Annotated in this window: 8 protein-coding genes; 4 read left to right on the top strand and 4 right to left on the bottom strand. The window is 44.3% G+C overall.

Features of this window, described 5'->3' with window-relative positions; all coding sequences use genetic code 11:
• Positions 1-128 precede the first annotated feature (128 nt).
• Complete coding sequence (locus I8752_RS30965) at positions 129-1,100, bottom strand: YegS/Rv2252/BmrU family lipid kinase (protein ID WP_214436029.1); 972 nt, start codon at positions 1,098-1,100, stop codon at positions 129-131.
• A gap of 289 nt (positions 1,101-1,389) precedes the next feature.
• Between I8752_RS30965 and I8752_RS30970 the strand changes: the two genes are divergently transcribed.
• Positions 1,390-1,764 carry a lysozyme inhibitor LprI family protein gene (locus I8752_RS30970; RefSeq protein WP_225896019.1) on the top strand — a complete coding sequence of 125 codons (375 nt, stop codon included), beginning with the start codon at positions 1,390-1,392 and terminating at the stop codon, positions 1,762-1,764.
• A gap of 327 nt (positions 1,765-2,091) precedes the next feature.
• On the opposite strand, the gene I8752_RS30975 is transcribed toward I8752_RS30970, so the two are convergent.
• The gene (locus I8752_RS30975; protein WP_214436011.1) at positions 2,092-2,283 is read right to left on the bottom strand and encodes a hypothetical protein; all 192 of its coding nucleotides are present in this window, start codon (positions 2,281-2,283) and stop codon (positions 2,092-2,094) included.
• A gap of 8 nt (positions 2,284-2,291) precedes the next feature.
• Here I8752_RS30975 and hemC point away from each other — a divergent pair, with 8 nt between their 5' ends.
• Both hemC and glgA read left to right on the top strand, forming a co-directional pair.
• Entirely contained in the window at positions 2,292-3,263 is a 972-nt protein-coding gene (gene hemC, locus I8752_RS30980) for a hydroxymethylbilane synthase (RefSeq protein WP_214436012.1), read from the top strand.
• Between the two features lie 230 nt (positions 3,264-3,493).
• Positions 3,494-4,921, top strand: a complete 1,428-nt coding sequence (gene glgA, locus I8752_RS30985; protein ID WP_214436013.1) for a glycogen synthase GlgA — start codon at positions 3,494-3,496, stop codon at positions 4,919-4,921.
• Positions 4,922-5,264: 343 nt separating this feature from the next.
• Here the strand turns inward: glgA and I8752_RS30990 are convergent, their stop codons facing one another.
• Positions 5,265-5,879: a hypothetical protein gene (locus tag I8752_RS30990; RefSeq protein WP_214436031.1), complete on the bottom strand. Its 615-nt coding sequence runs from the start codon at positions 5,877-5,879 to the stop codon at positions 5,265-5,267.
• 208 nt (positions 5,880-6,087) lie between these two features.
• Between I8752_RS30990 and dacB the strand changes: the two genes are divergently transcribed.
• Positions 6,088-7,560, top strand: a complete 1,473-nt coding sequence (gene dacB / locus I8752_RS30995) for a D-alanyl-D-alanine carboxypeptidase/D-alanyl-D-alanine endopeptidase (protein ID WP_214436014.1) — start codon at positions 6,088-6,090, stop codon at positions 7,558-7,560.
• Positions 7,561-7,666: 106 nt separating this feature from the next.
• Here the strand turns inward: dacB and I8752_RS31000 are convergent, their stop codons facing one another.
• The gene (locus tag I8752_RS31000) at positions 7,667-15,508 is read right to left on the bottom strand and encodes a phytase (protein WP_214436032.1); all 7,842 of its coding nucleotides are present in this window, start codon (positions 15,506-15,508) and stop codon (positions 7,667-7,669) included.
• Positions 15,509-15,635: the final 127 nt, after the last annotated feature.

A 15,635-nucleotide genomic window follows, 5' to 3' on the forward strand; every position in this document is an offset into this window, starting at 1 on the left:
AGTCGTCATAGAGACGCGATTAATGCGTCTGTACAAGAATCAGTTGTCGTAGAGACGCGATTCATCGCGTCTGTAATTGGAGATTGGTCACTGAGCGAAGCCGAAGTGCTGCTCCCTCTGCTTCCCTCTCATTCCTCTGCTGGGTTTTTCATTTCAATAGTCAGATTTGGTAGCCCTACTAGTTTTTCTGCTAGCTCAATTTCTTCTACTGATGGCACAAAAATCTTTAAGCCTTCTGGTATGCATACAACTTCAATTGGTGTCGTACCTACCATTTCGCCATCGAGAACAACTTTTTGCGGTGGGTCAGTCGTGATTTTTACTTGTTTGGTTCGCAGATAACCGATGTCATCTCTTTCGGCTGCACTACCCGAAGAAGCGGTTTGAAACAAATGGTATGTAGCTGCGATCGCCCCGGCTTTATTAACAGGAGCTACTATTGTTAAATCTAATAATCCATCATCATAAATGATACCTGCGGGGCCTTGAGCTAATACAGAACTTGGAGGTGCTGCATTTGCCACTGTCACCGCTGAGGCGGTAGTTTTAATTATCTTGTCTTCTGTTTCAATCTCGACATCAAAAGTTTCTAATTCACGTAATTGCTGGATTCCTGCCAAGATATACGCCATAATGCCAAAGCGCTTCTTCGCTTCTCGGTCTGCTTTTTCCACTGTTTCAGCTTCAAAGCCAATACCTGCTAGCAGTACCATCGGCTGACCGTTACAATAAGCTACATCTACATTCTTAGTCGCTCCCTGCAAAATTGTTTGACAGGCTGCTTCGATGGTATCTGGAATTCTTAAAGCTGTGGCAAAAGCGTTTGCCGTTCCTCTAGAAATAATCCCAAAGGGAATATTACTATTCACTACTGCTGCTGCTGCTGCTGAGAGTGTACCATCTCCCCCCGAAGCGATAATTGCATCTACGCCCCGCTCTACTGCTGCCTGAGCTAGCTTATCTGCGCCGATTTCTTCTGTTGTGAGGTAAATATCTAAATCGATTTCCGACTCTAATAGTGTCCGAATCTGTATCAGTTCTTGTTCTGGGTCTCCTTGACCCGCAACTGGATTAAATATAAGACAGGCAGAACGATTCATATAAATTAAAACTTCAGCTTTATCAATAAAATAGCAAATTATTCTCAGCATCTTGCTAAAGTTATAACTTCTCACAGTTGGGGAAAGTTTTGCTACAAATGACTCCCCCAACTTCTCCACAGATACCAATGTATAAGCAAAAACAGTATTCTATCTGGCAAGGGGAAAAGGCAGGGATGTTGCAAGATGTCACCTAGGCAGAACAACTATGCCTCATGTTCTGATATCGTTTGCCTATACTTACATGAGGAATTTTGCTGTGCGTCAGTTATTACTCTTTTTCATCAGTATGGTAACTTTCAATAGTTTGGATGTTCGTGCCGACATAGCACCAAGTACAATGCATTTGGCTCAAAAGCTCAACTGCAATAATGCCCAAACTCAACTAGATATCAATAGATGCGCTCAATTGTCCTATCAAAATGCCGATAAAAAACTCAATGAAGTTTACCAAAAACTGCTACCTAAGTTAGAAAATTCTCGAAAACAAAAATTGATCGCCGCCCAGCTCGCATGGATTAAGTTTCGAGATACTAGTTGTGAGTTTGAAAGAAGCGGATATGAAGGAGGAAGTATTGCTCCTACTATTTATTTCACTTGTCTGGAAAAGACTGCAAAGCAACGCACTCAACAATTACAAGAATATCTCCAACCCAATACTTAATAAGCTAATCTGCCCTTAAGTTGCATAATCCTTTGCTTTATAAAGACGCGGGAGTTGCGGGAGACGCGGGGACGCGGAGAGGGGGAGACGCGGTGAGGAAGTTGGAGTCTTGGCGGTTTCCGTCGAGTCCAAACTTACGTTAGCGACGCAGGAGCGTCACCCGAAGAGGGATGTAATTTAAATGATTATTAGCTTACTAGTGCTGAGTGTGGAGTTATATTGTGACTTGATATTGCTAGGACGAAGAGCCATTTACCTATACAAAAATTAAGAGTTAAAACTTGATAATTTTGTAAATAAATGTAAAGAAAAATAATCCAAATTTAACTAAAAACTAGGCGATCGCAATTGCGATACTAGCAAATGTAAATAGGTAATATTGTTTGAGATTCCTAGAGAAGCTTTGTAGGAAAGCTTTTGCATCCAAAATTTTAAATCCCAAATATCAAATCCAAAAGTAGTATGAGTCACCCACTGCGGTAGTCTAGATGAGAGTGAATATATCGCCTGGTTTGACATATTGTTTTATGACTTCAGTTATTTCCAGTGCCGTCCGCACAATTCGTATTGGTTCTCGCAAAAGCCAACTTGCTTTAGTTCAAACCCACTGGGTGCAACAGCAACTCCAGAAAAGCTTTCCTGATATCTCTTTTGAAGTCCACACCATGTCTACCCAAGGCGACAAAATCCTGGATGTAGCATTAGCCAAAATTGGTGACAAAGGACTATTTACTAAAGAACTCGAACAGGGAATGCTCAACCAGGAGATTGACTTTGCGGTTCATTCTCTTAAGGATCTGCCAACTAATTTACCAGAAGGGTTAGCATTGGCAGCTATTACCGAACGGGAGAACCCAGCAGATGCCCTAGTGGTGCATGAAAAGCACAAAGATAAACAAATTGATACCTTGCCAGCAGGTGCAGTCATCGGTACATCTTCTCTGCGACGATTAGCACAGTTGCGCCACCAATTTCCCCACTTTACTTTTAAAGATGTACGGGGAAACTTGAATACACGGTTAGCAAAATTAGATGCAGGCGAGTACGATGCTCTGATTTTAGCAACAGCAGGGTTAGAGCGATTGGGAATGAGCGATCGCGTTCATCAAATCCTACCCAAAGAAGTCTCTCTCCACGCCGTTGGACAAGGAGCATTGGGGATAGAATGCCGTACCAATGATACTGAGTTAATCTCCCTACTCAAAGCGATCGAACATTCCGAAACACGCGATCGCTGTCTCGCCGAAAGAGCTTTCTTACGCGATCTCGAAGGTGGCTGTCAAGTACCTATAGGTGTTAATACAGAAATCAATGGTGATAATTTAACATTAACAGGTATAGTCGTCAGCGTGGATGGTCAAAAATTGGTCAAAGATAGCGTCACTGGGCAAGCCAACCAAGCCGAAGCCCTAGGCACAGAATTAGCAAACCTGCTGCGGCAACAGGGAGCACAAGAAATCTTAGATGAAATTTTTACCGAAATCCAGCGAGGTTCTTAAGTTATTGGGTGAGTTGATGTGATTAGATAAGTAATCAGTGAACAGTAATCAGTAACTCAGTAAGTAAAAAACTGACTTTTATGGGTGACACTTTGTAGCTAACGCTGGCGTTAACATCACTCACCTGAGTCAGGAAATTCTTTTGCAGTGCTAGAATCCCCGCACTGACTGACAACTGACAACTGACCACTGACAACTGTATAGACAGAACCGGGGAAACAAAAATTACCATGCGGATTCTATTCGTTGCAGCCGAGGCAGCTCCCGTTGCGAAAGTCGGAGGAATGGGTGATGTTGTAGGAGCATTGCCCAAAATTCTCAGACAAATGGGGCACGACGTGCGGATATTTCTACCTTACTACGGCTTCCTGCCGGACAAAATGGAGATTCCCAAAGAACCCATTTGGTGGGGAGATGCCATGTTCCAGCACTTTGCCGTTTACGAAAGTGTTTTACCCGGTACTGATGTTCCCTTGTACTTATTTGGACATCCCGCATTCTCGCCTCGGCGCATTTATTCTGGGGAAGATGAAGACTGGCGGTTCACTTTATTTGCCAATGGTGCAGCCGAGTTTTGTTGGAATTACTGGAAGCCTGAAATTGTTCATTGCCATGATTGGCATACGGGGATGATTCCCGTGTGGATGCATCAAGACCCAGATATTACCAGCGTGTTCACGATTCATAATTTGGCCTATCAAGGCCCATGGCGTTGGTATTTGGAAAAAATTACTTGGTGTCCTTGGTACATGCAAGGACACAACACAATGGCAGCCGCAGTCCAATTTGCTGACAGGGTGAATACAGTTTCCCCAACCTATGCCGAGCAAATCAAGACAGCTGCTTATGGCGAAACCATAGAAGGTTTGCTGTCTTTTATCAGCGGCAAATTATCTGGGATTATTAACGGCATTGATACCGAAGTTTATAACCCAGAAAATGACAAATACATCGCCCAAACCTTTACAAGCGACACTCTAGAAAAACGTCGGGCTAACAAAATTGCTTTGCAAGAAGAAGTGGGATTAGAAGTCAATTCCAACGCCTTCTTCATTGGTATGGTTACTCGCTTAGTCGAACAAAAAGGTCTTGATTTAGTATTGCAAATATTAGATCGCTTCATGGCTTACACAGATGCTCAATTTGTGTTGTTGGGGACAGGCGATCGCTATTATGAAGGTCAAATGTGGCAATTAGCGTCTCGCTATCCCGGACGCATGGCAACTTATCTGCTTTATAACGATGCTTTATCTCGCCGCATTTATGCTGGTACTGATGCCTTCTTGATGCCCAGCCGTTTTGAACCTTGTGGTATCAGCCAAATGATGGCATTGCGTTACGGTTCTGTACCTATTGTTCGGCGTACAGGCGGATTAGTTGATACGGTATCGCACTTTGACCCAACGAATGCAACCGGTACTGGTTATTGCTTTGACCGTTATGAGCCACTGGATTTATTTACTTGTATGATTAGGGCTTGGGAAGGCTTCCGTTTCAAACCCCAATGGCAAGAATTACAACAACGGGGCATGAGTGAAGACTTCAGTTGGTATCAATCTGCCAAGCAATACGTGACGTTATATAGGTCAATTTTTGGCTTGCCAGATGAACCAGAAGCACAAACACCACAGCCGGAATTAGTGTTAACAAACAAATAATCCGATTGGATTAAAAGTTGTTACCAATGCTCATGATAGCGTAGCTAATTGTGAGCTTTTTTATTGATCTAAGGGCGAAAGTAACAGCGCCCCTACTAAGGATTTCGCTCAACGCAAAATTAATTATTAGAGATGTCTATTTAATCTATAGCCGTAGCCACACCCTTTAGGACAGTTCTGATTGCTCAAAGCCTTAAAGCAACTGGGTTTTTACTCAGCAACGCCACTTGCTTCAAGTCGGCAGAGCCGCCCAACGCAGTGGCTCCTCAGCACTCAGCACTCAGCACTCAGCACTCCTAACTCAGCACTCCTAACTCAGCACTCAGCACTTTGCTATACATTCCTAATTAGAAATTGGTACATTTTTAAATGCACCTGTATCTGGCACAAAGATATCTAGAGAATTGACACCTTCAGGAACCCTGACCCAAGTATAGGCATCAGCTGAAGCTTTAGGACGTAGCTGGAACAAAGAAACGCTTCCTGTTGAGCGGTCTAAAGCAACTCCTTTGTAGGTGACGCTAGTTTCTGGATTGCGCGCCGTTGTGCTAGCGATCGCTATAATATCACTACCACCAACTCCATCTGTGGCAAGGCGACGGATACGCATTTGCACATTCACCACATCGCGGTTTGCAGTTTCTGGATCTTTAATCCGCTTTACTGAGAGTAACTCGACTTCTGCCTTATTGCCAAAAGCTGGCTGTACAAATTGACCGGGTTGAATTGTTGAAGTAGCCGCCGCTTGTGTCGTTGCTGACAATGGAGATACAGCTGGTTGTGGGGCAGTAGCAGTTGGGGCTGTTGGATTTGGTGCTTGCGTTGGAACGGTATTACTCGCCGTTTTAGTAGCATCTAATGTTTGCCGCAGCGTGAAAATTTCGTAAGCTGCATAGCCACTACACGCTAAAGCCAAAGTAGAAAGCAATACAGCTACACCAGACAGAAATGTACTCACACCTTTACCTCTATTCCGTATTTCTGTGTATGCAGGTTGATTAACCTGGCGATTTTGGAATGCCATAATCTATGTTGAATTAACCGCTGCGTATTAAATATGTTCAGCATCTTTCATATACTAAATTAATTAAGCCAACCCGCTTCTCTCTACGGAAAGAAATTTGAGGTAACGGCGAAAAAACCTATCTTAAGGATGAGGAATATTGGTGAGATTTAATACTTTTAGTAAACCACTAAGTTTTTTGCTGCTATTTTTGAGTACCCAAACAGCATTGAGTTATAAAGTTGCTCAAGCACAAACACCAGTCTCACCGGCAACCACCACAAAATCAGTTTGCCCTGCCCAACTGGGGAAATCTGTTGATGCTGCGATCAATCGTTCTGTATTCAGTCGGGCGCGTTGGGGAATTTTAGTCCAAGCTCTATCATCTGGGCAAACTCTTTACAGTCGGGATGCCCAAAAGTTCTTTACTCCAGCTTCTAATGCCAAACTACTAACAACAGCAGCAGCCTTACAGCAATTGGGTGCAAATTTTCGCATTCGCACCTCTGTTTATCAAAATGCTAATGGTGTCTTGCGTGTAGTTGGTAGAGGAGATCCCAGCTTAAATGATACTCAGCTGCAAGCGTTAGCAAAGCAGTTGAAACAAAAAGGTATTACTCAAATTAAGCAATTGATTGCTGATGATAGTTATATTCAAGGGGATATTGTGAATCCCACTTGGCAATGGGAAGATGTGCAATCAGACTACGGCGCACCAGTCAACAGCTTTATCCTCAATCAAAATGTTTTTGGCTTAAAACTTGTACCGCAAGCTGTAGGTAAAATTTCCCAATTAGTCTGGACTGATGCTAATGAGGCGAAACAATGGCGGACAATTAATCAGTCAATTACAGTTGCTCAAAATCAGCCAAGTAATATTAACGTTACCCGCGATTTATCGGGAGGAGTATTACGAATTCAAGGACAAGTAGCAGCAAATTCCGAACCGTATTTAGTCAATTTACCTGTAGTTGACCCTGATTACTACTTTTTGCGGCGTTTCCGCACTGCTTTGGCAACAGAAAAAATTAGCTTAGGACAGACATTGGTTGCAGCGGGTGGTACGAATTTACAAGAATTAGCAGCTGTGCAATCGCCACCTTTATCTGAATTATTAATAGAAACTAATCATAACAGTAATAATCTTTATGCTGAGGCATTGCTGAGAGCATTAGCTTTTAAACAACCCAGAGTCCCAAACAAGAGTACCGCCGATCTCGGTTTGGAAACACTGAAGGCAACTTTAACTCAGCTAGGAGTTAATTCCGCAAATTATGTTTTAGTAGATGGTTCTGGGTTATCGCGTCGTGACTTGGTTACTCCAGAGGCTTTTGTACAAACCTTGCGGGGAATAGCCAGAACACCAGTAGCATCTGTGTATCGTACGTCCTTACCTGTAGCAGGGAAAAGCGGTACTTTGTCAAGTCGCTTTCGCGGTACACCTGCTGAAGGTATTGTGCAAGCAAAAACAGGCACGTTGACTGGTGCTATTTCCTTATCTGGATATGTAAATTCGCCTAAATACGAGCAGTTGGTTTTCAGTATTATTGTGAATCAGTCAGAACAGCCTGCAAGCGTTATCCGCCAAGCAATGGATGAAATTGTTGTGTTGTTAGCACAGTTACAGCGTTGTTAATATCGCATCTATGGAAATCTGGTTTAATTAGCAGAAGACGCAAGTCCTAACGCACCGAACATTATTGATGGTGCGTAACGCTGACGCGATAACGCACCCTACCAAATTAAGCAATACTCAAATTAACTTTCACAATGAAATCGTTGAAATCTTTGTCGCCGCCATTGGGTAAATCTTCAAAGCCAAAGATGTTATCCCCTAACAAGCTAATATGGTCTACTTTTCCAGTATTAGCTCCCAAGAATGAGAAGTAAACAGGCTTATCGTTATTGGGATTGTCATCTAAAATTGCAGCTGGCGTACCGTTAGCGATAATAAATGGTGCAAAAATAGCACCTGGCTCAAAAGTTCCAGTGTAAGTTGCAGTACCGTTGTTTTTGAGAGTTAAGTCAATACCTGGGACGCGATCGCTCACGGCTGCTTTGGTATAATCAGCTTCTCCGGGAAGAATATCTGCTTTACCGTCGCCGTTGGTATCAATTCCACCATTTTCATCAACTACTTGATAGAAACCGATGTAATTGTTATAACCAGCATCTCTAGTGAGGGCAAATTCAGCTTTTACCAATTTTGTCTCACCCCGTAAATCAATTAATTCTGCTTGTGAGCCACCTTGCAAACCTGTACCTAGTGGTAAGGATTGATTTGTGGGCTGAATCTTCACAACCAAATCTTGGAAGTCTTTGCTGTTACCGTATTCATCGCTCCAAGCCAGAGAAAATTGATTGTCGCTCAAACTGGTAACTTTTTGCGTTGAGGCAGTGGAAAACACTACATTGTTGATTGGGGTGACTCCAGCCTGCACGCTATCGGTTGTACCATTTTTGATTAAGTAGAATCTCAGGTTATCTCCAGAATTAAATTCGAGCTGGCGTGAGAAATTATCGGGGTCAAATCCGTTGGGTTTGGTAATAGCGGAGAAAATTGTCTTGGCTCGGTCTAAAGCTGCTTCTGTATAACCTGCTGCACCAGGAGCAATGCCATTGATTTTACCTTCGGCATCATCGACAGTAAAGACACCCAGTTCATTTACCCGATGAGAATCGGTTCCTGTAAGAGTGACTTTGAGCTGTTGTTTCAGACCGATACCAGAGATAGTAAAGATATCATCAGCAGTCTTGGTTAAGGTGGGGGAAGCTAGATTAAGTGGCTTTTCTAGCCCCAAAGTAATGATTTCGTTGTTGTCAATTCCCCCCGGTCGCCCCGTTGAGAAGGGGTAATTGTTATCGTTGGCAACTAAAATTGTTTTGGCATCCAACACCAACACATCTTCGATAGTTTGGAAGGGAAAGGTAAATTTAGTACTGCCATCTTTATTCAAGTCATTGGGGTCTTGAATATTCAGCAAATCAACGATTTCTTCTTTGGCGACAAAACCATTGGCATCTTTTTTCGATAAGTCAACTTTGAAAATTTTCTTGAACTTGGCATCAGCTCCTTGACCATTGTCTCGCTCGATGACCAGATATTCATTCTGGTTAATAACAGTGAAGTCACCAATAGAGTTATTGGGGTCTTCTAAGTGGTAGAAGCCTTGCAAACCTTGAAATTGTTTTGACGCGACATCAAATTTGTAGATACGTAACGAACCTGCGGGATCGCCTGCGACAGTGCCTTCCAGCAAGGGGTACAGCGTTTTCTTATCGGGGCTAATTGCCATACCCTCGAATCCTTTGGAACTCCCAAGGTTAGAGACGGCTGGTTCGCCTGCAAGTTGGTCGCGTACCAAGTCACCGATACCGGGAAAGTCTGTAAAGTAGCCATCAACTCCTAAATCGATGAACTGTTTAAATTCCTTTTTCAAGTCACCATTGTAATCCCGCGCTAGGAAAACACCTTCTTTGCGGAAAGTGTAGGGGTGTACTAATAAGCCGGCATTATGGGCATCTTGAACTAGCGTTGTGGGAGTGGTTGTAATTCTATCGGCATCGTTGACGACACCATCACCAGTGATATCATCATCTTTGCCATCGCCATTAATGTCAAACCCCTTGACTGGCACAATTAAGCGTTTATCCGGGCCAATTCCTGTGGCGTAAGTAGCGATCGCCGCTAATTCTGTGGGCTTGGTAAGATCGCCGTAGGTGCGTTTGTCACCACTGACAACAAAATCATAGGGCTGAGTTGTCGCTCCCCCAAATAATTGGATTAAGGGGATATTAATCCCTGCTTTTGGCATCAAGTCATCTTTGAGTTGTTTAAGATTGCCCACCTCGAAGGATTGGATAAATACGCGCTTGGGATCTGTAAAGTTGTTGGCAACGAGTGTGTCAACTAGCTTCTGACTCAGATTGATATTGATGGGAGTGCCGTCTAAATGTTTGCCTTCAGTAGCAAAGTAGGTAGGGTGCTTGGTTTCTGGATAGATGCCAATTTTGCGTCCTGTATCAGCTTCTACCTGTTTAACTAAATCGATGATTTCTGTAAGGGTGAGAATCTTTAAATGGTCGTTATTGAATTCGGTTCCGCGCAAGGCTGGTAAGCGTTCGATCGCATTCAAGGTTTTGAGTTCTGCTAAGGTAAAGTCCTCGGTAAACCAACCTGTAATCGTGCGACCATCAACAACTTTTGTGGTTTTGCGATCGGCAAACTCTGGATGTAAATAAACATCGGTAGTCGTATCGGTGTTATTTACCGTGCCATCAGCATTGAGAATTGCCAAAGCGTTTTCGTGGCGATCGACTAGAATCCCATCTTTGGTAGCGACTAAATCGGGTTCGATGAAATCAGCACCATCGGCGATCGCTAATTTATATGCTTCTATAGTGTGTTCGGGACGCGAACCGCTAGCACCCCGATGACCGATAACTAAAGGTGCATCGCCATCTAAGGTATTAAACTCAGTCTTTTTCAGCACATCGGGATTTTGCGGCGACCTGACATATTGTCCGGTTAATTGGTCGCGTACTAAGTCGCCCGTATCGGGGAAGTCAGTAAAGTAACCATCAACACCTAAATTGATGAACTGTTGGAATTCTGCTTGGGGATTGCCTTTGTAGTCTGCTGCTAAATATTGCCCTTCGTTGCGGAAGGTATAAGGGTGTACTAACAAGTGGGCAGCATGGGCATCCTTCACCAAAGAAGTGGGAGGCAACGTAGTTTTGTCGGCATCATTGACTACACCATCGCCATTAACATCATCAGCTTGACCATTGCCATCAGCATCAGTTCCCTTAACGGAAACAATCATCCGCTTCCACGGGCCAATACCATCTGCATAGGTGGCGATTTCCTTTAAACCTGTGGGTGTCCGTAAGTCTCCATAGGTGCGCTTGTCACCACTAACGACGAAATCATAAGGCTGAGTTTCAATCAGCGAACCATCAAGATTAACATCAGTGGCATCTAATAGCTGAACCAGGGGTAAGTCAATCTTGGCAGCAGGCATTATCGTATCGTGTAGTTTTTTGAGATTGCCTACTTCAAAAGACTGAATAAACACGCGACTGGGGTCAGTAAAGTTATTGGCAACAAGCGTATCAACAAGCTTCTGACTCAAGTCGATGTTAATCGGCGTACCATCTAGATGTTTACCTACAGAAGCAAAGTAGGTAGGGTGTTTAGTTTCTGGATAAATGCCAATTTTCCGCCCTGTATTAGCTTCTTCTTGCTTGACTAAATTGATGATTTCTGTCAGCGTCGGAATTTGATACAACCCGTTAAACACGTTGGTACGGAAATCAGGCTGGATTTTTGCTCGTAGTGTTTTAATTTCTGCTAGGGTGAAGTCTTCAGCAAAAAAGCCTTCTTGGGCAACGCCATCAACGATTTTTGTGGTCTTACGGTTCGCAAATTCTGGATGGTCTGCGACATCAGTGGTATTGATTATATTTGGCTCGTGACGCGCAATTAATACTCCATCTTTAGTAACCACCAAGTCGGGTTCGATGAAGTCTGCACCGCCATCAATTCCCTGTTGATAAGCGCCTAAAGTATGTTCTGGTCGTTCTCCAGCAGCACCCCGATGTCCGATAACGATGGGTGCTTTGCCTCCCAAGGTGTTGAGTTCGGTGATGTTTGGTGTAGGGATGGGTGCATCTAGCAACTTGCCTGTAGCATCGAAGTGTAACAAATAGGGGCCAAATTCATCGCCAATCCAGATTGTGCCATCTTGGGCGATTGTAAAAGATTCGACATCAAAATCTGCACCAGTTAAGAGGCGATCGCTGGTCTTCTCATTGACAATCTGGAAGGGAACTTTTTTGTCAGGGTCAGATAGTTCGAGAAAGTCCAACACTTTAACGCTACCATCTCCTTGGGCTTCTGCACCTCGGAAACTAGGGTCAAGCCGATAGAGGCGTAACAAGAAATCAGCACTATTGCTCTTTTGACCATAACCATTGTCAGCAAGGAACCAGAAAGAGTTATCGTCAGCAATTTGTACGCCGCTAAACCCTTCAACAGGCTGTTTGGCAAATGGTACATTTCGTCCGTTAGTGTTACCTGTGATCGCGCTACCAGATGGCGGCCCTTCAGCAAAGGTATCGGCTGGGAGGGAAGCGAAACCTTTGAGTGTGACTTGAGGCGGAACCAAATTCTCAGGAGTCCTAGGATTGTAACTGCTGGTGTCAATCGTTAAGGGAGTAGAGAATGCATTGGCAATATTCTCCCAAGGCACGAGCTTAAAGTTGGAGTTGATATTCTCGCCATCAACTGTTTTGGCAGGTTCATTGTCACCATCTTGAGTGACAAATAGACCGTTTGGGAAATTTGGCCCCAAGGGTACGTTAACTACATCCGCGCCATCTGACTCTTGGACGCTATCAATTGAGCCGTTGCTACCTACTGCAAAGTTACCCACATAGGCGTTATTACCTTCGCGGGTATAGGCAACAAAGGTACTGTCGCCTTGGCTGGATGCTAGTAAATAACCTTTGCCATTTGCACCGTAGTAAATGGTGAGTCCTTCGACATCGCTGGTGAGGTGAGTTCCGCCCAAGTCTTTGACTTTATCGATTAGCTGACCATCATTACTACCGTAGGGTTCTGCTTGGAACTTCCAAATACCGACATCTTCTTGTCCGATATAGAGGAAACCAGTTTCCTGGTCTACGACCATACCCTCGGTTTGCGGTTCAAATCCCTCTGTTGTGGGTATAGTGAACTCCCGGACTCGTTCGTATCCAATCTTGCCGTTACCTTTGTCAATTAGTTTGAACTGGGCGATATCTCCAGTTTCTCGGCGACTAGCAAAGACGTAGTAATCGTTAGTTTTGGGGCTACGGTACAAGGCAAGTCCGTAAGCGCTGCGAGATGACGAGGAATAAGGAGGTTCAAAAGGTGATGCTTGGAAGAGAGTAGCAATACTGCTGTCGGTAATATCTTCCAGATACTTACCGTCAGCGTTGCCATTCGGGTTAATCTTGAAAATTGCGAGTTTATCGTTGCCGCGATCGCTAGCTACGGCAATATCAACAGATTTACCGCCCAATTTAAAACCGTATTGCAAATCAATGTTGTTGTAGCGGATGCCACCAGGATTCACTTCTTGCAATAACTTACCAGATAAGTCATAAACCCGCAGTCCGGCATTTTTGACTGAGGTTAATACCAAGCTATCGGCAGAATTGGTGGCATTTATATAGATAGCCGGGTCGTCAGCATCGGCACGTTGAGATGTAGGTAGCGTATCATCATCAAACAAATCGGGGCGGGTTTCGACTGTTGGAATTGCGGTATTCACGATGTCTGCACTCAAAGTTAGAATTTGGGTAAATTGGGCTTGGCTAAAATTGTTGTCACTTACCAACACAATCGACTGGCTACCATCTGCTAGTTTGGGGCCAAAGGCAATGCCTTCGATGTTATCTGTGCCATTGGGTAGGTTGAGGTCATTTAAATTCAACAGCAAGCGTTTTTGGGCTGGTTGGATAGCAGCTAGTTGAGTTGGACTCAAACTATCGAGTGAGTCGATGGTGCTGATATCGGTTGCACCTTGTAAAGTCACTTGGTAGATTTTGATGGTGTTGCCTACGCCTTGGGCAAAAGAGCGTTCCAACGCCAGTAATGTGCCGCGATTATCTATTGCGAGTAAATCTGCCAAACCATTGTCACTCGAACCTGTACTAGGGTTGGGCGCTTGAGCGATCGCATCAGTAATGTAGAGGTATTCTTTTTCTGGTTGTCCAGTCACCAGATTGTATTGCAGAATTCGGGAAGGGCTACCACTGGTCAGTGAAGCCTTCGATCCATCTTGGGTCAGTGCGTTTTCGGTGGCGGTAAATAAAGTTTTTTGGTCGGGTGTGATGGTGAGGCTTTCAAATGCCAAGTTATTGTATACGCCTGATGTTTGCGTATCACCTGTATCGACTTTACCGTCGCCGTTGGTGTCTTCCACCACTGGCAAAAACTTTTTAGGTACAGCCAACGAGCGCACTTCTTTTCCTGTGGCTAGGGAAAACTCTTTAATGAACGGATTAGTAACGCGACCAGCACCGGGATTGACTTCGCCCTCGGAAGAGATGAAAACAGTACCATTGTTAGTCAAGGCAATGCCTTCAGGGTCAAGGCTGTTGGTTGGAAAGAAGTTACCCCTGGTATCCTTCAAGGGAGTAACGTTGGTAAAAGTTACCCCGGAATCGGCAGTGAAGGTATAAAAGCGAGCAGGGGCAATTTGAGAGCGATCGTCTGAGATCGCGTAGTAGCGGTTATTAGCAGCATCGTATGTCACACCAGATAAACCACCTAGCTGAGTCTGTACCCCGTTTACAGTTCCCGCCGCACCGGAGGGAATAAAGCCTGTGGGGAAGGTCGTTTGTCCTAAAAATTCCACACTGGGAACGGTTTTACCTGCTGGCGTTGGTCTAGTTTGCATATCTGCGTATACTAAGCGATGGTCGGAACTGGGGAAGGGATAAGTGCCTACTGGGGAGAATGTCGGGTCAGTATTGAGAGGCCAAAATACTCCTGAGTCGGCAATTGTCAGGTCAGTGGAGGGGAGAACGTAGTCTGTTCGCAGGTTTCCGGGAGATGTATCAGCGAAGTCTGCGGTGTCAAAGCTAGGATTGCCTTTTTGGCTGGCGTTTGCACCACCTTGCAAGTCTGTTTGTTGGGGGCCGCCAAGATTAGTAGGGATGACATTAGTATTGATATTGGGATTTTGTAATAGTTGCCGGATAGCGTTGTCATAACTATCACCATCCACAGGGTCAGCATTTTGGTCGCCCATAATCACAAAGTCTGAACCAGCGGCAATCCCACCTTTTTTACCAGCATCATCATAGATGTAATCGCCTTTACCAGGAGTAATGTAATCTGCCCAAAAGCGAATTTCATCATGGTTGCGTTTGCCGTTGCGGTCTTCAGAACCATCAAAAGTTGGCGGTGTGGGGTGACTGGTGAGAACGTGAATTGTTTCTCCGTTTACCTTGATGGGTACATCCCAATGACTTTTTGAAGAGAGGCGCAGGGCGTTTTGTTCTTCTTGGGAGTACCAAGGCTTTCCGGAAGCATCGGTGATGGTAGACAGCAAACAATCCGGCATATCCTTCCAAAGGAAGTTTTGAAAGGTACGGACGTTAGCCTTATCAATGGGATATTTGGACAGCAACAACATGCCGTACTGACCGGGGAAATTGCCAAATCCAAAAGCATCATCACCATATCCCGATGCGCCTGGGGTTGTAACCGCTGTACCGTCGTTATTCAAGTCAAACCCAGAGGCAATACCAGTATTTGAGGGAGCGATGTAAACGTAGGGATAGTCAACGGGATTTGCACCATTCTGACTAACAGCAAGATAATTTTTTTTGAATAATTGAACTGCTTGTTGGTCGTAGTCGAACTCGTTGATTAGCAACACATCCGGGTTATTGCGCTGGATAATTTCGGCAACGGCTTTTGCTTGGGCATTGTCGGGGGTAGACAAATCGCTAACTAATTGACCAGCAGTGTTGCGATTTAAGGAAGCATTGAACTGGGAAAAGCGGATTGTGTTAGTAGTGACCATAATTAGCTTTGAGGTAGACTCCAGTACAAAGAAAACGAACCACAAAGTACCCAAAGAACACGTAGACACGAAGTGGCTTCCCGAAGGGTAGAAATAAGAGTTTTACAGAGTTATTGCGTAAGTCCTG

The sequence above is a fragment of the Dendronalium phyllosphericum CENA369 genome (assembly GCF_016056275.1).
Taxonomy (GTDB): Bacteria; Cyanobacteriota; Cyanobacteriia; order Cyanobacteriales; family Nostocaceae; genus Dendronalium; species Dendronalium phyllosphericum.

Excerpts from the sequence above, each read along its gene's own strand:
- I8752_RS30975 (WP_214436011.1), bottom strand. The coding sequence starts at position 2,283 with ATGTCAAACCAGGCGATATATTCACTCTCATCTAGACTACCGCAGTGG.
- hemC (WP_214436012.1), top strand. The coding sequence starts at position 2,292 with ATGACTTCAGTTATTTCCAGTGCCGTCCGCACAATTCGTATTGGTTCT.
- I8752_RS30970 (WP_225896019.1), top strand. The coding sequence starts at position 1,390 with ATGGTAACTTTCAATAGTTTGGATGTTCGTGCCGACATAGCACCAAGT.
- I8752_RS30965 (WP_214436029.1), bottom strand. The coding sequence starts at position 1,100 with ATGAATCGTTCTGCCTGTCTTATATTTAATCCAGTTGCGGGTCAAGGA.
- I8752_RS31000 (WP_214436032.1), bottom strand. The coding sequence starts at position 15,508 with ATGGTCACTACTAACACAATCCGCTTTTCCCAGTTCAATGCTTCCTTA.
- glgA (WP_214436013.1), top strand. The coding sequence starts at position 3,494 with ATGCGGATTCTATTCGTTGCAGCCGAGGCAGCTCCCGTTGCGAAAGTC.